At 72.9% G+C, this 16,812-nt stretch carries 11 protein-coding genes and 1 rRNA gene; 4 read left to right on the forward strand and 8 right to left on the reverse strand.

Features of this window, described 5'->3' with window-relative positions; all coding sequences use genetic code 11:
* The first annotated feature begins 153 nt into the window (after positions 1-153).
* Positions 154-2,055 carry a hypothetical protein gene (locus FB455_RS22260; RefSeq protein WP_145754915.1) on the forward strand — a complete coding sequence of 634 codons (1,902 nt, stop codon included), beginning with the start codon at positions 154-156 and terminating at the stop codon, positions 2,053-2,055.
* Between the two features lie 4 nt (positions 2,056-2,059).
* Here the strand turns inward: FB455_RS22260 and FB455_RS22265 are convergent, their stop codons facing one another.
* The 3 genes from FB455_RS22265 to FB455_RS22275 all read right to left on the reverse strand — a co-directional run bounded on the left by FB455_RS22265 (position 2,060) and on the right by FB455_RS22275 (position 8,029).
* Positions 2,060-2,767 (reverse strand): lysophospholipid acyltransferase family protein, encoded by a 708-nt coding sequence (locus FB455_RS22265; protein ID WP_013288019.1) that lies wholly within the window; start codon positions 2,765-2,767, stop codon positions 2,060-2,062.
* Positions 2,768-2,924: 157 nt separating this feature from the next.
* Entirely contained in the window at positions 2,925-6,071 is a 3,147-nt protein-coding gene (ileS, locus tag FB455_RS22270; RefSeq protein WP_013288020.1) for an isoleucine--tRNA ligase, read from the reverse strand.
* Positions 6,072-6,469: 398 nt separating this feature from the next.
* Positions 6,470-8,029, reverse strand: a complete 1,560-nt coding sequence (locus FB455_RS22275; protein WP_145754916.1) for an alkaline phosphatase D family protein — start codon at positions 8,027-8,029, stop codon at positions 6,470-6,472.
* A 197-nt stretch (positions 8,030-8,226) separates the two neighbouring features.
* On the opposite strand from FB455_RS22275, the gene FB455_RS22280 reads away from it, so the two are divergent.
* Positions 8,227-8,667 carry a carboxymuconolactone decarboxylase family protein gene (locus tag FB455_RS22280; RefSeq protein WP_013288022.1) on the forward strand — a complete coding sequence of 147 codons (441 nt, stop codon included), beginning with the start codon at positions 8,227-8,229 and terminating at the stop codon, positions 8,665-8,667.
* A gap of 61 nt (positions 8,668-8,728) precedes the next feature.
* On the opposite strand, the gene ndk is transcribed toward FB455_RS22280, so the two are convergent.
* Positions 8,729-9,154 carry a nucleoside-diphosphate kinase gene (gene ndk / locus FB455_RS22285; RefSeq protein ID WP_013475497.1) on the reverse strand — a complete coding sequence of 142 codons (426 nt, stop codon included), beginning with the start codon at positions 9,152-9,154 and terminating at the stop codon, positions 8,729-8,731.
* Between the two features lie 145 nt (positions 9,155-9,299).
* Between ndk and FB455_RS22290 the strand changes: the two genes are divergently transcribed.
* Positions 9,300-10,634 (forward strand): VOC family protein, encoded by a 1,335-nt coding sequence (locus FB455_RS22290; protein ID WP_013288024.1) that lies wholly within the window; start codon positions 9,300-9,302, stop codon positions 10,632-10,634.
* Between the two features lie 72 nt (positions 10,635-10,706).
* On the opposite strand, the gene FB455_RS22295 is transcribed toward FB455_RS22290, so the two are convergent.
* The 3 genes from FB455_RS22295 to FB455_RS22305 form a co-directional block, all read right to left on the reverse strand.
* On the reverse strand, positions 10,707-11,111 hold the full coding sequence (locus tag FB455_RS22295) for a DUF4233 domain-containing protein (protein WP_083791366.1): 405 nt from the start codon (positions 11,109-11,111) through the stop codon (positions 10,707-10,709).
* A gap of 179 nt (positions 11,112-11,290) precedes the next feature.
* A complete protein-coding gene (locus FB455_RS22300) occupies positions 11,291-12,634 on the reverse strand; it encodes a bifunctional folylpolyglutamate synthase/dihydrofolate synthase (protein WP_145754917.1) in 1,344 nt (447 codons plus the stop codon).
* Between the two features lie 58 nt (positions 12,635-12,692).
* Entirely contained in the window at positions 12,693-15,311 is a 2,619-nt protein-coding gene (locus FB455_RS22305) for a valine--tRNA ligase (RefSeq protein ID WP_091330964.1), read from the reverse strand.
* Positions 15,312-15,380: 69 nt separating this feature from the next.
* Here FB455_RS22305 and FB455_RS22310 point away from each other — a divergent pair, with 69 nt between their 5' ends.
* On the forward strand, positions 15,381-16,058 hold the full coding sequence (locus tag FB455_RS22310; RefSeq protein ID WP_013288028.1) for a hypothetical protein: 678 nt from the start codon (positions 15,381-15,383) through the stop codon (positions 16,056-16,058).
* A gap of 668 nt (positions 16,059-16,726) precedes the next feature.
* Here FB455_RS22310 and rrf read toward each other — a convergent pair.
* Positions 16,727-16,812: ribosomal RNA gene (rrf, locus tag FB455_RS22315) — 5S ribosomal RNA — on the reverse strand; the annotation flags it as partial.

Raw genomic sequence — 16,812 nt, forward strand, 5'->3', positions numbered from 1 at the left:
CCGCCGCGTTGATCAAGGAGTTTGTGTGCTGTCCGGCGCTTCCACGGGCACGAACTCCTTGATCACCGGAGTGGGGCCGGGGACCGGGGCGGAATTCGTCCCGGGTGGCGGGGCGGTACTAACCTCGCAACGGGCCGAGAGGAGATTGCCGCGATGCCGCAGCCGCAGCCGGGGGCGGACCGGCCGGCCGACGGGGCCGAGATGCCGTCCGTCACCGAGCCGGCGACCGCCGCCGACACCGAGGACGCCACGGGCGCCTCGGCTCCGGCGTCCCCGTCCGGCACACCGGAGGCCGCCGACGACCGGACCCCCGGCACACCGGAGGCCGCCGACGACCGGACCTCCGGCGCGACGGCGGCCGACCAGCCGTCCGGCGCCGCCGACAGCGAGCCCAGCGAGCAGTCGGAGCAGGCCGGACCCGCGCGGCCGGACGAGCCGGCCGAGCAGGCGCTGCGGGACGACCGCCCGGAACCGTCCGAGCAGGCTGAACCGGCACGGCGGGACCAAGCAGCCGAACCGACGGACCCGGCCAGCACCGCCCCGCTCGACAGCGCGAGCCCGCACCCACCGGCCGACGACGCCGCCGCCCCCACCGGCAAGGCCGGCCCCCAGGCGAGCGCGACGACCGCCGACACCCTCTCCGGCAACGCCGGAATGCCGGCCGACGCGCCTACCGGCGACGAGGCTCCGACTGCCGACGCCGGAGCGCCGGGCGGCACTCCGCCCGTACCGGTCACCCGGGCTCGGGGATCCGCGGCGGTTCCGGGCCGCACCACACCCGTACCCACTCCCCGGACCGGGCGGCAGCCGGATCCGACCCGGATCGACGTCGCGCCGCAGCCGCCCCGGGCCGCGGCCACGCCTGACCCCACCAAGGTCGAGAACGCCCAAGACCGCATGCCGTCGGCGAACACGCCGGACCCGACCCGCGTGGAGAACACCCCCGATCCGACCCGGGTCGACGCGCCCGCGCCCCGCTGGAGCGGTTCCGCCGCCGTCCCGCCACCGCCGCCGCGACGGCCCGCCTGGGGCGAGTCCGCCGAGCCCACGCCGGTGCCGCCGCTGGCATCGCCGGAGCACGCCACGCCGGTCGACCCGTGGGCCGGGGTGGACACCACCGGCTGGGAGCTGCACGCCCCCGAACTGCCGCCGCCGACGCCGACTCTGCCCTACACCGCGCCCTGGGCCGCGCCGGACAACCCCCACCCGGCCCATCCGGCGCCACCGGCGGCTCACCCCGCCCCGCAACCGGCGCCACCGGCCCGTCCCGCGCCGCCCGCAGCCCGGCCGGTCTCACCACCGCCGCACAGCCCGCCGTACCCCGGACCGGCCCGGCCGGTCTCGCCGCCGCACCACCCCGGTCCGCCCGCCGCCCGGCCGCTGCCGCCCGCGGCGCCCGTCGCTCCGCCGGCGAAGCCCGGACGGCCGCCGAAGCAGCGCCGGGGCAAGGCCGGGCCGCCTGTCGCACCGCCGCCGGGCTGGCAGCAGCCGCCCAAGCGGACCCGCCGCCGGCGTCGCTGGCCCTGGGTGCTGCTGCTCTCCGTCGCCTGCTGCTGCGGCCTCCCGCTCTGGTGGTTCCAGCCGATCTCCAGCCAGTACCCGGCCAGCGCCACCCTCCCGGACCAGATCGACTCGATGCGGCTGCGCCAGGACGAGAGCAGCCGGACCGCCGCCGAGGAGCTGAAATCCCAGGTACGCGAGGCGAACCTGCTCGCCGAGGACACGTTCGCCGGCATCTACAGCACGAGCGACGGCAAGCGGGTGACGTTGTTCGGCAGCACCGGGCTGCGGTTCAGCCCGGAGTCGGACGCCAAGGCGGAACTCGACCGCCTCGCCGGGGACTACGCCCTGAAGGAGTCGGTGGCCGTGGACACCGGCGTACGGGGGCGCCACGAGCGCTGCGCCGTGGGCCGGGCGGACGGCGACTCGGTGGTGGTCTGTGTCTCGGCCGACCACGGCAGCCTCACCACGGGCGTGTTCACCCGGCTGTCTGTGGACGACAGCGGGCGGCTGCTGAACGACCTGCGCCAGCGCGTGGTGGTGCCGAAGTCCTGACCGCTCAGGCGGTCTGCTCGCCGCCGGCCTGGTCGCCTGCGGTCTGGTCGGCGCGCTTCGGGGCGTAGCGCGGGACGTACTCCTGGCCGCTGAGCTTCTGGATCTCGGCCATCATCTCGTCGGTCATCGCGCGCAGCGAGGTGCGGTCGTCGGGGCGGCCGGTGAAGTCCAGCGGCTTGCCGAACTTGATGGTGATCTTGGCGCGGCCCGGTCGCGGGATCCGCGTACCGATCGGCTGGGCCTTGTCGGTGCCGGTCACGCCGACCGGGATGATCGGCACGCCGGCGGCGATCGCCAGCCGGACGGTGCCGGTGCGCCCGCGGTAGAGACGCCCGTCCGGGGAGCGGGTGCCCTCCGGGTAGACGGCGACCAGGTCACCGGCCTTGAGCACCGGGATCGCCGCGTCGAACGCGGTCAGCGCGGCCCGGCCGCCGGCCCGCTCGACCGGGATCGCGCCCAGCCCGGTGAGCACGAACTTGGAGAAGCCGCCCTTGAGCCCGGTGCCCTTGAAGTACTCCGACTTGGCCCAGAACGCCAGGTGGCGGGGCACCACGGTGCCGAGGAGCAGTTCGTCGGCGACGGAGAGGTGGTTGCTGGCGAAGATCGCGCCGCCGGTCGCCGGGATGTGCTCCAAACCCTCCACGTGCGGACGGAAGGCCAACCGGAGCGCGGGCGCCACGGTGAGCTTGCCGATGGTGTAGAGCAGGGGCACGGGTCCTCCGGCGGTCGTACGTGAAACAGGCGCTGTCACGGTAGCCGACGCGGCCGTCCGCCACCGAGCGGGTGGTCCGCAGTCCACTCGCTGGGTGCGGGTGTTAAGCAGGGGCCCCTCCTCTACCTGAGGCGTTAAGAAGGGCCCCCGCCTTACATCACACCTTGCGGACCGTCACTGTCACGCGCTCGCCCTCGCCGGCCTCACCGTCGAAGCCGTCGAGGCCCTCGGCGAAGTCGATGCTGTCGGCGAGCACCTCCCGGGCCACGAACCCGGTGTACGCGGCGACGGCCGCGCGCACCTCCTCCGAGGCGGAGACGGCCACCGTGATCCGGTCGGACACGTCGAGGTCGGCCTCCCGGCGGGCCTGCTGCACGACCCGGACCACGTCCCGGGCCAGCCCTTCGGCTGCGAGTTCCGGTGTGACCTCGGTGTCCAGCACGACCACTCCCTCACCGCCGGGCAGCGGCGCGGAGTGCTCGGCGTCGGCGGCGACCAGGCGCAGCTCGTACTCGCCCTCGGCGAGCGTGACCCCGGCGGCGACCGGGGCGCCGTCGCGCAGCTCCCACTCCCCCGCCTTGACCGCCTTGATGACCTGCTGGACGGCCTTGCCGACGCGCGGGCCGAGCGCCCGCGGCACCACGGTGAGCACCTGCTGGCAGTACGCGGACACCTCGTCGGTGAGCACGACCTCCTTGACGTTCACCTCGTCGGCGACCAGGTCGGCGAAGGGCCGCAGCTGGGCGGCGACGGGCGACGCCACTGTGAGCTTCGCCAGCGGCAGCCGTACCCGCAGGCCCTTGGCCTTGCGCAGCGACAGCGCCGCCGAGGCGACCGCCCGGACGTTGTCCATCGCGGAGACCAGCTCGTGGTCGGCCGGGAACTCCTCCGCCTGCGGCCAGTCGGTCAGGTGCACCGACCGCTCGCCGGTCAGCCCGCGCCAGATCTCCTCGGCGGTCAGCGGCGCCAGCGGCGCCACCACCCGGCAGAGCGTCTCCAGCACGGTCCAGAGCGTGTCGAACGCGTCCGCGTCGCCGGCCCAGAAGCGGTCCCGGGACCGGCGCACGTACCAGTTCGTCAGCGCGTCCAGGTAGGACCGCACGGTGGCGCACGCACCGGAGATGTCGTACGCGTCCATCTGCGCGCCGACGGTCGCCACCAGCTCGTTCGTCTTCGCCAGCACGTACCGGTCGAGCACGTTCGTGGAGTCGGTACGACGACGCGCGGTGTGGCCGTCGGCGTTGGCGTACAGCGAGAAGAAGTACCAGACGTTCCACAGCGGCAGCAGCACCTGGCGCACCGCGTCCCGGATGCCCGACTCGGTGACCGCCATGTCGCCGCCGCGCAGCACCGGCGAGGACATCAGCATCCACCGCATCGCGTCCGACCCGTAGGAGTCGAACACGTGGTAGACGTCCGGGTAGTTGCGCAGGCTCTTGGACATCTTGCGCCCGTCCGAGCCGAGCAGGATGCCGTGGCTCAGGCAGTTGCGGAACGCCGGCCTGTCGAACAGCGCGGTGGCCAGCACGTGCATGGTGTAGAACCAGCCGCGGGTCTGCCCGATGTACTCGACGATGAAGTCACCCGGGTAGTGGTGCTCGAACCACTCGCGGTTCTCGAACGGGTAGTGCACCTGGGCGAACGGCATCGAGCCGGACTCGAACCAGCAGTCCAGCACCTCCGGCACCCGGCGCATCATCGACTTGCCCGTCGGGTCGTCCGGGTTGGGGCGGACCAGGTCGTCCACCGCCGGCCGGTGCAGGTCGGTCAGGCGTACGCCGAAGTCCCGCTCGATCTGCTCCAGCGAGCCGTACACGTCCACCCGCGGGTGGTTCGGGTCGTCGGACTTCCACACCGGGATCGGCGAGCCCCAGAACCGGTTCCGGCTGATCGACCAGTCCCGGGCGTTCGCCAGCCACTTGCCGAACGAGCCGTCCTTGATGTGCCCGGGGGTCCAGTTGATCTGCTGGTTCAGCTCGACCATCCGGTCCTTGAACGTCGACACGGCGACGAACCACGACGACACCGCCTTGTAGACCAGCGGGGTGTCGCAGCGCCAGCAGTGCGGGTAGGAGTGGGTGTAGGTGTCCTGCCGCAGCACCACCCCCCGCTCCTTCAGCTCCCGGATCACCGGCTTGTTCACGTCGAAGACCTGCTCGCCCTGGTACGGCGGGACCAGCGCGGTGAACCGGGTGTGGTCGTCCACCGTCACGACGGTGGGGATGCCGGCGGCGTTGCAGGTGTTCTGGTCGTCCTCACCGAAGGCGGGCGCCAGGTGGACGATCCCGGTGCCGTCCTCGGTGGTCACGAAGTCCGCGCCGAGCACCTGGTACGCGTTCGGGCCGGCCGGCTCGACGAGGAAGTCGTACAGCGGCGTGTAGCGGCGTCCGACCAGGTCGCGGCCGTACACGGTGCCGACCTGCTCGTACCCTTCCAGTTCCTTGGCGTACGCGCCGAGCCGCGCGGCGCCGACGACGTAGCGCTCACCGTCGCGTTCCAGCAGCGCGTACTCGATGTCGGGGCCGACGGCGAGCGCCAGGTTCGACGGCAGCGTCCACGGCGTGGTCGTCCAGACGCCCAGCTTGACCGGCCCGCGCAGCGGCTCCGGCGCGTTCTCGTCGGCGGTCAGCTCGAACCAGACGGTGAGCGTCGGGTCGTGCCGGTCCCGGTAGACGTCGTCCATCCGGGTCTCGGTGTTCGACAGCGGCGTCTCGCACCGCCAGCAGTACGCGAGCACCCGGAAGCCCTCGTAGACCAGGCCCTTGTCGTGCAGGGTCTTGAAGGCCCACATGACGCTTTCCATGTAGTCCAGGTCGAGCGTCTTGTAGTCGTTGGCGAAGTCGACCCAGCGGGCCTGCCGGGTGACGTACCGCTCCCAGTCGTGGGTGAACTCCAGCACCGACGTGCGGCAGGCGTCGTTGAACCGGGCCACGCCGAGGTCGAGGATCTCCGCCTTGGTGGTGATGCCGAGCTGCTTCTCGGCCACCACCTCGGCGGGCAGGCCGTGGCAGTCCCAGCCGAACCGGCGCTCGACGTGCCTGCCACGCATGGTCTGGTAGCGCGGCACCACGTCCTTGACGTAGCCGGTGAACAGGTGGCCGTAGTGCGGCAGGCCGTTGGCGAACGGCGGGCCGTCGTAGAAGACGTACTCGTTCTCGCCGTCCCGGCCGGCGTCGCGGGCCTCGACTGACGCCTCGAAGGTCTTGTCGGCCGTCCAGTGCTCCAGCACCCGGCGCTCGACCGCGGGCAGGTCCGGGCTCGCCGGTACACCGGCGCCGGTCGGGTCGTGCAACGGATAGGCCATCGCCTGTCGCTCTCCCTCAGCAGCTCACTCGTCCGTGGTCTGCGAGGACGAGCCGAATCCGGTACGCCGTGACCGGCGCCCGGGTGTGGCCCGCGGTACCACCCCGCTTGGCGGCCGAGGTGCGACCGCCCGCTCGTTGGCCGGCTGTGACGGGCCGGTCCCGTCCGGTTCTACTGAGCCGGTGACCCGGCCGTTCTTCCGGAGGCTCGCCGGTGATGGCCGGGTCGTCGCCTGTGCCCGTCAAGCGTACTCGACCCCCCACCCACCGCGCCGCCGAGTATCACCCGCCCCGCCTCTCCCCGCCCCGCCTCTGCCCCGTCGATCATGAAGTTGACGGCCAGATCCGAGATCCACATCGCCGCCAACTTCATGATCAACGCATTAAGGGCGGGGTGGGGTCAGCGGGAGGTGGGGGCGGGGAGGGTGGTGGTCCAGAGGGAGGCGCCGGTGCGGTCGCGGAGGTGGACCGTGAGGGCCCGCGACGGGCCGTCGATGGTCACCTCGCCGAAGTGCTGGAAGCCCTCGGCCGGGGAGGTGTTCGCGCGCGGCGGGGCGTGCACGAACACCGCCTTCGGGCCGAACGTGCCGTCCAGCGCGTTCGGGCCGAACGCGCCGGCGTGCGCCGGGCCGGAGACGAACTCCCAGAACGGGCTGAAGTCCCGCACCGCGGCGCGCGCCGGGTCGTAGTGGTGGGCGGCGGTGTAGTGCACGTCGGCGGTGAGGAACACCAGCCCGGTCACCCCGGCCCGGTGCGAGGCGCGCAGCACCTCGGCGAACTCCAACTCCCGGCCGGCCGGCGCGCCGTGGTCGCCCTGCGCGACGCCCTCCTGCGCGGCGGAACCGTCCGGCACCACCAGGCCGATCGGCAGGTCGTTGGCGATCACCTTCCAGGTGGCCCGGGACGCGCGCAGCTCTCGGATCAGCCACTCCCGCTGCGCCTTGCCGAGCAGGCCCCGGTTGCGGTCGGCGTAGGTGTTGCCGTCGTTGGGGTCCTTGTAGGTGCGCATGTCCAGCACGAACACGTCCAGCAGCGGCCCGTACGACAGCCTGCGGTACATCGGCCCGCCCGACGGCACCGGCAGCCACTCGTGGAACGCCTGCCGGGCCCGGGCGGCGAGCACGTCCACGCGCTTCTCGCCGTACCGCTCGTCGGTCAGGATCTCCCCCGGGTACCAGTTGTTCACCACCTCGTGGTCGTCCCACTGGTTGATCTGCGGCACCTGGGCGGCGAACGCCCGCAGGTGCTCGTCGAGCAGGTTGTACGCGAACTGCCCCCGGTACTCGGCGAGCGTCTCGGCCACCTTGCTCTTCTCCGGCGTCACCAGGTTGCGCCAGGTGCGGCCGTCGGGCAGGACCACGCTCTCGGCCAGCGGCCCGTCGGCGTACACGGTGTCGCCGCTGCACAGGAAGAAGTCCGGGCGGCGCTCCCGCATCGCCCGGAAGATCGCCAGGCCGTCGAAGTCAGGGCTGATCCCCCAGCCCTGCCCGACGATGTCGCCGGTCCACACGAACCGCACGTCACGCCGCTGGTGCCGCCCGGGGGCGGTGGCGAACGAACCGGTCAGCGGCTCGCTGCACAGGCCGTGCCGGTCCAGGCTCTCCACCCGTACCCGGTAGTGCAGCCGCTCCCCCGCGGGCAGGCCGCGCAGGCGGACCTTGCCGGTGAGGTCGCCGGTGGGGTCGACCACCGGGCCGCGCACCAGGCGGGCGCCGCGCAGGTCCGGCCGGCGGCTGACCTCGACCAGCATCCGGCCGGGCCGGTCCGCGCGGGTCCAGACCAGCGCCGAGTCGGCGGTCACGTCGCCGCTCTGCACGCCGTGGGTGAGCAGCGGCCGGCCGCTGCGCCGCAGGCCGGGTGCGGCGGGCGCGCCGGGCGCGCCGAGCAGCGCGCCGCCGGCGACTCCGGCACCGGCGACCAGGCCGGCGCGGAGCAGGGTACGTCGATCGAAGTGCGTCATGGGTTCTCCCGGTCTCGGCAGTGTCGCCGGCCCCGGTCTACCGGCCGCAGGTGGCCGGGAACTCCGGTCGAGGTGACCGGCACGTCAACGACTGCTGTCCAGCGCCCCGGCATGACCACCGTCACACCGCCGGGCCGTCACACCGCGCCCGCCGTGCCCCGTCCTGTGCGCGTACCCGAACCCCCAAGGAGGCGGCGATGAGCCGGATGGACATGGCGGCGGTGGCGCCCGAGGCGTACCAGGCCGTGCTGGGCCTGGAGAAGTACGTCCGGGCGAACGTGGACCACACCGTGCTGGAGCTGGTGAAGCTGCGGGCGTCGATGCGCAACGGCTGCGCGTTCTGCGTCGACATGCACAGCCGCGAGGCGCTGGCGGCCGGTGAGGACAGCCGCCGGCTGTTCGCTGTCGCGGCGTGGCGCGAGGCGCCGTTCTTCGACGAGCGGGAGCGGGCCGCACTGGCCCTCACCGACGCGGTGACCCGGCTCGGCGAGCACGGCGTGCCGGACGACGTCTGGGACGCCGCGGCGAAGGTGTGGTCGGAGAAGGAGCTGGCGGATCTGGTGATGGCGATCGCCACCATCAACGTGTGGAACCGCGTCGCCGTGACCTGCCGGACGCAGCCGCCGGCGCAGGTCTGATCGCTGACACACGACGGCCCCGGTCCCGCGAAGATGCGGGCCGGGGCCGTCGGCGCGTCGGTCAGGCCAGCTCGGGGAACCAGAGCGCGATCTCGCGCTTGGCGCTGTCCGCCGAGTCGGAGGCGTGCACCAGGTTCTCCCGGTTCGACAGCGACAGGTCACCGCGGATGGTGCCGGCGGCGGCCTTGCGGCCGTCGGTGCTGCCGATCATCGCGCGCACGACCTCGACCACCTGGTCGCCGGAGAGCACCAGCGCCACCAGCGGGCCGCTGGTCATGAACGTCTTCAGCGGCGGGTAGAACGGCTTGTCGACGTGCTCGGCGTAGTGCTGGTCGGCGAAGCCGCCGTCCATGGTCCGGCTCACCATCGCGTCGATCCGCAGGCCCTTGCGCTCGAAACGGGACAGGATCTCGCCCACCAGACCGCGGCGCACCGCGTCGGGCTTGATCAGTACGAGCGACCGCTCGTCCGGGCTGCTGCTGGACACGCTGGGTTCCTCCTGCGCACTCAAACGGGGTTCGGCTGGGTACGGTCAGCGTAGCGACCCGGTCCCGGCGCCGGCGCGGCGGCTGCGTCTTCCCTGGCCCGCCGCGGCGGCCTAGCCTGGCCCTGGAACCCCTGGGAGGTCCACTGTGGCGAATGGCGGGAACCGCACGATCGCGCCGGTACGCAAACTGATCGGCGCGGTGCTGGGCACCGTCGCCACCTTCGTGACCGTGTTCGGGCTCGGCATGACCAGCTGGGCCATCGTGGCCCTCGGCGTCGCGCTGCTGGTGCTGGCGATCGCCCTGGCCACGGTACGCGGCGGCGGCCGCACCTGGGTGATCGGCCTCGGGCACGTGCACAGCGCCTCCGAGCCCCCCACCCAGTACGCGTTCGGCCGGTGCGAGCTGCAACTGGTCATCGACGCGCCGGGGCTGCCGCCCCGCTCCAAGAAGATCATCGAGCCTCGGGTGCCGGTCGCCAAGTGGCCCTCGCTGGGCCAGGCGCTGCCGGTCCGGGTGGCGCTGGACGACCAGCGGCACGTACGCGTGCTCTGGGACGAGGTGCCCACGCACGCCGAGAGCGCCGCCGCGGTGGCCGACCTGCCGCCCGAGTACGCCGCCGAGCCGGACCCGCTGGACGAGCCGCTGATCGCGCAGGAGGCGCCGCCGTGGGCCGGGCGCGCGCCGGAGGACGACTTCCGCGACGACTACCCGCCCGCGCCGGACCCGTACCTGGACGACGTCCCGCCCCGGGCCGAGGAACGCGAGCCGGTGGTGCTGCACCAGAGCCCCGGCGGCCCGGTGGTGCTGGAGGGGCAGCTCGTCGAGCGGGCCGAGCGCGCGGCCGGCTCCGGCCCGCTCCCCCGCCGCGCCCCGGCCCCCCGCTCGCCGGCCGAGGAGCCGGTCGACACCGTGCCGGTCGAGACCGTGTTCGTCGACTCCGAACCGGCCGACTCCGGACGGTCCGACACCGTGCCCGACCCGATCGACGTGCCGCTGGACGACCCCTCGGACGCGCCGCGGCGCTCCGACGCGCCGCCGACCGCCGAGGAGCTGGACGAGGCGATCTTCGGCCCGTCCGGCGCGGCCGAGCCGGACGAGCTGGCCAGCCCGATCAGCGGCGTCGGCATCACGCTGCTCGTCACCGACCTGGACCGGTCCCTCGACTTCTACCGGGAACTCGGCTTCGACGAGCTGGACCGGGGCGAGGGCAACGCCGTGCTCTCCTCCGGGCCGACCCGGCTGGTGCTGCGCCGGGTGACCGGCGCCGCCCCGATCAGCCGTCGCCTGGTGCATGTGAACCTGGAGGTGGACGACATCCAGGGGGCGTACGAGCGGTTGCGCGACTCCGGCGTCCGGTTCACGTACGCCCCGCGCGTCGTCAACCGGGGCACCAAGCTGGAGGTGTGGGCGGCGGCCTTCCGCGACCCCGACGGCCACGGCGTCGCGCTGACGCAGTGGCGCACGCTCGCCCAGGTGTAAGGAAGGGCCCCTTCTTAACGCCTCAGGTAGAGGAAGGGGCCCCTCTTAACACGCGCAACCGCGCGACGGCGCTCAGCCGAGGATGACCCGCCGCACGTGCAGCGCGTACGCCCACACCAGCGCGAACATCACACCCAGCGCGAACAGCGACCAGTGCAGCAGCCCGGAGAGCAGCAGCAGTCCCTGGATCACGGTGCCGGCGTACCACGCCCACGGGCGGCGCATCATGCCGGCGAGCACCACACAGGCGACCGCCAGCGCCACGATCGCGCCGATCGCCGCGCCGCTCAGGTCACCGCCGACCACCCGGATCGGCTGGATGGCCAGCAGCAGCACCAGCGCCTCCAGCGACATCGTGCCGGCGCCGAGTCCGCGCACTGCCTTGTCCGGGTTCCGCAGCCCGGACCGTCGCACGCCGCCCACCGGCTCCGAGCCGCCTGCCTGCTCCGAACCGGCCGCCTGTTCCGGACCGACCAGCCGCTCAACGCCGCCCGCCTGCTCCGGCCCCGTCGGCTGCTCAGCGCCGGTCGGCTGCTCAGTGCCGGTCGGCTGCTCCGGGCCGGTCGGGCGCTCAGCGCCGGTCGGCCGCTCAGCGCCGGTCGGCCGCTCAGCGCCGGTCGGCGGCTCAGCGCCGGTCGGGCGCTGCTGCGGGCCGGTCATCGCTTGAGCAGCCGGCGGGCGTCGGCCACTGTCACCACCGATCCGGTGATCAGCACGCCCACCCCGGACAGTTCGCCCGGCACGTCCGACTCGGTCTCCGCCACTGCCGCCTCGATGGCGTCCGGCATGTCCCGGGCCACCTGCACCCGCTCCGGCCCGAAGATCTCCCGCGCCAGCGCGGCCAGCTCGTCCACCGGCAGCGCCCGGGCCGAGCTGTTCTCCGCCACCACGATCGAGTCGAGCACCGGTTCGAGCAGTTCCAGCAGGCTCGCCGCGTCCTTGTCGCCGAGCACCGCCAGCACGCCGACGAGCTTGCTGAACGCGAACTCCTCCTGCACGGCGGCGACCGTGGCGGCCATCCCGTGCGGGTTGTGCGCGCCGTCGAGCAGCACCGTCGGGGCGCTACGCACCCGCTCCAGCCGGCCCGGCGAACTGGTCGCGGCGAAGCCCTCACGGACCGCCTCGATGTCGAGCTGCCGCCGGGCGCCGGCACCGAGGAACGCCTCCACCGCCGCAAGCGCCACCGCCGCGTTCTGCGCCTGGTGCGCGCCGTGCAGCGGGATGAAGATCTCCTCGTACACCCCGCCCAGGCCCTGGATGGTCAGCACCTGGCCGCCGACCGCGACCGCGCGGCGCAGCACGCCGAACTCGGCGCCCTCGCGCGCGACGGTGGCGTTGACCTCGGCGCAGCGTTCCAGGATCGGTCGGGCCGCCTCCTCCTCCTGCGCCGCCGCGATCACGGTGGCGCCGGGGTGGATGATGCCCGCCTTGTGCAGCGCGATGTCCTCGATCGTGTCGCCGAGCCACTCGGTGTGGTCCAGCCCGATCGGGGTGATCACGGCGACGCCGGCCTGGATCACGTTCGTCGCGTCCTCCGCGCCGCCGAGCCCGACCTCCACCACCGCCACGTCGACCGGGGCGTCGGCGAACGTGGCGAACGCCAGCGCCGTGGTCATGTCGAAGTACGTCAGCGGCTCGGCGAACCGCTGGTCGACCAGCTCGGCCAGCGGCGCGATCTCACGGTACGTGGACACGAACCGGTCCTCGCCCACCGGCTCGCCGTCCAGGCTGATCCGCTCCCGGACGGTCTCCAGGTGCGGGCTGGTGTAGCGGCCGGTGTGCAGCCCGAACGCCCGCAGCAGCGAGTCGATCATCCGGGCCGTCGAGGTCTTGCCGTTGGTGCCGGTCAGGTGGATCGACGGGTACGCCCGCTGCGGGCTGCCCAGCAGGTCGAGCAGAGTCTCGATCTTCTCCAGCTCGAAGTGCATCCGGGTGAAGCCGCGCGCGTTGAGCGCGGCTTCCACCTCGGCGAACGCGGTGCGGTCTGTGCGGTCACTCATGCGGAGCCATCTTTCGTTCGCGACTGCGGGGCTCGCAGCCCCGGCTCACTCCTCGCGCTCACGAGGGCAACGCCTCCAGGGCGGCGTCGATCCGGACCAGGTCCGCCTCGGCCACCGCCAGCCGTTCGCGGATCTTCGCCACCACCGGCTCGGGCGCCTTGCCGACGAACGCCGGGTTGTCCAGCTTCGCCCGCGCCTGGGTGGCCTCCTTCTCGGCCGCCGCCCGGTCCTTGGTGAGCCGGGCGCGCTCGGCGGCCACGTCGATCGAGCCGCGGGTGTCGAGCGCGACGCTCACCGCGCCGGGCATGGCCAGCGTGGCGCCGGCCTGGAAGTCGTCGCCCGGCGCGTCGAGCCGGGCCAGCGAGCGCACCAGCGGCTCGTGCGCCGCGATGCCCGCGCCGGCCAGGCCGTCGAGGCGCGCGGCGACCCGCTGGGTCGGCCGCAGCCCCTGGTCCGACCGGAACCGCCGGACCTCGGTCACCACCCGCTGAAGGGTGCCGACTTCGCCCTCCGCGGCGTCGTCGATCAGGGTACGGTCGGCGACCGGCCAGGACGCCGTCAGTACGGTCTCGCCGCCGCTCAGCGCGGCCCACAGCTCGTCGGTGACGAACGGGATGACCGGGTGCAGCAGCCGCAGGAGCTGGTCCAGCACGTGGCCCAGCACCCGGCGGGTGGCGTCGGCGGCGGGGCCACCCTCGGCCAGCACCGGCTTGCTCAGCTCCACGTACCAGTCGCAGACGTCGTCCCACGCGAAGTGGTAGAGCAGGTCGCAGACCTTTGCGAACTCGTACGCCTCGAACTGCTCGTCGACCTCGGCGGTGACGTGCGCCAGCCGGGACAGGATCCACCTGTCGACGGTGGAGAGGTCAGCGGCGGCCGGCAGCGGGCCGTCGGTGTGCGCGCCGTTGAGCAGCGCGAACCGGGTGGCGTTCCAGAGCTTGTTGCAGAAGTTGCGGGAGCCCTGGCACCACTCCTCGCTGACCGGCACGTCCTGGCCGGGGTTGGCGCCCCGGGCCAGCGTGAACCGGGTGGCGTCGGCGCCGAACCGGTCGATCCAGTCCAGCGGGTCGACCACGTTGCCGAACGACTTCGACATCTTCTTGCCGTGCTCGTCGCGGACCATGCCGTGCAGCGCCACCACGTCGAACGGCTGCACGCCGTCCATCGCGTACAGGCCGAACATCATCATCCGGGCGACCCAGAAGAACAGGATGTCGTAGCCAGTGACCAGCACGCTGGTCGGGTAGAACTTCGCCAGGTCCGGGGTGCGCTCGGGCCAGCCGAGCGTGGAGAACGGCCACAGGCCGCTGGAGAACCAGGTGTCCAGCACGTCCTCGTCCTGCCGCCAGCCCTCGCCGGACGGCGGCTCCTCGTCCGGGCCGACGCAGACGATCTCGCCGTCCGGGCCGTACCAGACGGGGATGCGGTGGCCCCACCACAGCTGGCGGGAGATGCACCAGTCGTGCATGTTGTCGACCCAGGCGAAGTAACGCTTGGCCAGCTCGGCCGGCTCGATCTTCACCCGGCCGTCGCGCACCGCGTCACCGGCGGCCTTCGCGAGCGGGGCGGTGTTGACGAACCACTGCAACGACAGCCGCGGCTCGACAGTCGTCTTGCACCGCGAGCAGTGCCCCACCGCGTGCAGGTACGGCCGCTTCTCGGCCACGATCCGGCCCTGCTCGCGCAGCGCCGCGACGATCGCCGGGCGGGCCTCGTACCGGTCCAGGCCCTGGAACGGGCCGGGCGCGGTGATGACGCCGCGCTCGTCCATGATCGTCAGCGACGGCAGGTCGTGCCGCTGGCCGATCTCGAAGTCGTTCGGGTCGTGCGCCGGGGTCACCTTGACCATGCCGGTGCCGAAGCTCGGGTCGACGTGCTCGTCGGCGACGATCGGGATCCGCCGGTCGGTGAGCGGCAGCTCCACCTCGGTGCCGATCAGGTGCCGGTAGCGCTCGTCGTCCGGGTGCACCGCCACCGCGGTGTCGCCGAGCATGGTCTCCGCCCGGGTGGTCGCCACCACGACCTCGTCGCCGTAGCGGATCGAGACCAGCTCGCCCTCGTCGTCGGTGTGCTCCACCTCGATGTCGGACAGCGCGGTGAGGCAGCGCGGGCACCAGTTGATGATCCGGTTGGCCCGGTAGATCAGCCCGTCGTCGAAGAGCTTCTTGAACATGGTCTGCACGGCCCGGGACAGGCCCTCGTCCATGGTGAACCGCTCGCGGTCCCAGTCGACCGCGTCGCCCAGCCGGCGCATCTGGCCGAGGATCGCGCCGCCGGACTCGGCCTTCCACTGCCAGACCCGCTCGACGAACTTCTCCCGCCCGAGGTCGTGCCGGGACAGCCCCTCACCGGCGAGCTGCCGCTCGACCAGGTTCTGGGTGGCGATGCCGGCGTGGTCCATGCCCGGGAGCCAGAGCGCCTCGTAGCCCTGCATCTTCTTGCGCCGGGTGAGCGCGTCCATGAGCGTGTGCTCGAACGCGTGACCCATGTGCAGCGAGCCGGTGACGTTCGGCGGCGGGATGACGATGGTGAACGGCGGCTTCTCGCTGTCCGCCGACGCCCGGAAGTGCCCGCCGGCTACCCACTGCTCGTACCGTCGCTGCTCTACCTCGCCGGGCTGGTACTGGCCGGCGAGGGTCGGGGCGTCGGGGCGTCGGGCATCCAGTCTCTCGGTCACCCTGAAAGTCTACGGAGCGCTTTCGGGGACCCGGCGTGCACCACCTGTGATTCGCGTACGGTGGCGGTCATGTCCGACGCGCATCTCACCGAGCGCCCGGTCGACGGGGGTTCCGATCCGTTCGAGCTGACCGAAGAGCCGATCGAGCTGAGCCGCCGCGATCCCGCGCAGGAGCCCGAACGCCGTCCCGTCTCCCGACGCCGGAAGATCGTCATGGCCGCTCTCCTCGCGGCCGGGCTCGCCGGCGCGGGCGCGCTCGGGCTGGGCGGCTGGCGGGTGCTCCAGCAGAAGGACACGACTCTCGGCCAGCCGGCCGAGGTGGCCGGGCTGGTACGCGACGACAGCGAGCGGGCTCGCAGCACCGCCGACTACCTGCGCGACGGACTGGCCGCCGACATCGAGCTGGACCGCGGCTACGGCGCCGTCTACTCCGACGGCGGGGACGCCAAGCGTTCGGTGCTGCTGTTCGGCGGCACCACGCTGCTCTGGCAGCCCGAGCGTGACCTGGACACCCTGTTCGGCCTGATGGCCGACGAGACAGGCCGGGTGGCAGGGCTGCGCGAGGTGGACGCGGGCCGCCTGGGCGGCGTGATGAAGTGCGGTACGACGAGCGGCGACGGTGGCGACTTCGCGGTGTGCGGGTGGGCCGACCACGGCAGCGTCGTGATGGGCATGTTCCCGGGCCGCCGGGTCGACGACGCCGCGGCCCTGTTCCGCGACATCCGCGAGTCCGTCCAGAGCCGCTGACCCGCGACCTCGGCGCTCACTCGTCCACGCCGGTACGGCGAGGTGCCCACACACGCCTTGCCCCGTCCCCGCCACGTCGCGGTGTCGGCGACCCCCGTCCCTCCCATGCCACCAGTTCCGGGGTAATGGCCCCCAGCCCTCCCTGTCCCCGGGGATGACCTGATGCCGGGCAGTCCGTTGTCGCCACTTCGGGGAAGTGGTGGGCCGGTTCGCCAGCTCGGGGTAGTGGCTGGATCCGGGCGTTCCGTTGCCGCCACTTCGGCGTAGTGCTGACCGGCACACCAGTTCGGCGAAGTGGCTAGGTCCGGGGTACTCCGTTAACGCCACCTGGGGGAACCTGCTGCTGGTTCGCCATCTCGGCGAGGTAGCCGGATGCCGGGCCGTCCGTCGCCGCCACTTCGGGGAAGTGGCGGGCCGGTTCGCCAGCTCGGGGAAGTGGCTGGATCCGGGGCACCTCGCCACCGCTACTTCGGGGAAGTGGCGGCCTGGTTCGGCGTTTCCGGGAAGTAGCGGGCGGTACGGCTAGCCGGTGCAGTGCGGGCAACGGGGTGGGCAGTCCATCGCTCACGCGCGTCCGGGGCCGGCTTTGCGGCCGGTCCGGTGGTGTTTTCCGGGGGGCAACGCAATTCAGGGCCACCCCGCATGGGGTGGCCCTGAATTGGAAGATTGTCCGGCGGTGTCCTACTCTCCCACACCCTCCCGAGTGCAGTACCATCGGCGCTGGAGGGCTTAGCTTCCGGGTTCGGAATGTGAC

The sequence above is a fragment of the Micromonospora sp. CNZ296 genome, assembly GCF_007827635.1.

Excerpts from the sequence above, each read along its gene's own strand:
- FB455_RS22310 (WP_013288028.1), top strand. The coding sequence starts at position 15,381 with ATGTCCGACGCGCATCTCACCGAGCGCCCGGTCGACGGGGGTTCCGAT.
- FB455_RS22260 (WP_145754915.1), top strand. The coding sequence starts at position 154 with ATGCCGCAGCCGCAGCCGGGGGCGGACCGGCCGGCCGACGGGGCCGAG.
- ileS (WP_013288020.1), bottom strand. The coding sequence starts at position 6,071 with ATGGCCTATCCGTTGCACGACCCGACCGGCGCCGGTGTACCGGCGAGC.
- FB455_RS22280 (WP_013288022.1), top strand. The coding sequence starts at position 8,227 with ATGAGCCGGATGGACATGGCGGCGGTGGCGCCCGAGGCGTACCAGGCC.
- FB455_RS22275 (WP_145754916.1), bottom strand. The coding sequence starts at position 8,029 with ATGACGCACTTCGATCGACGTACCCTGCTCCGCGCCGGCCTGGTCGCC.
- FB455_RS22300 (WP_145754917.1), bottom strand. The coding sequence starts at position 12,634 with ATGAGTGACCGCACAGACCGCACCGCGTTCGCCGAGGTGGAAGCCGCG.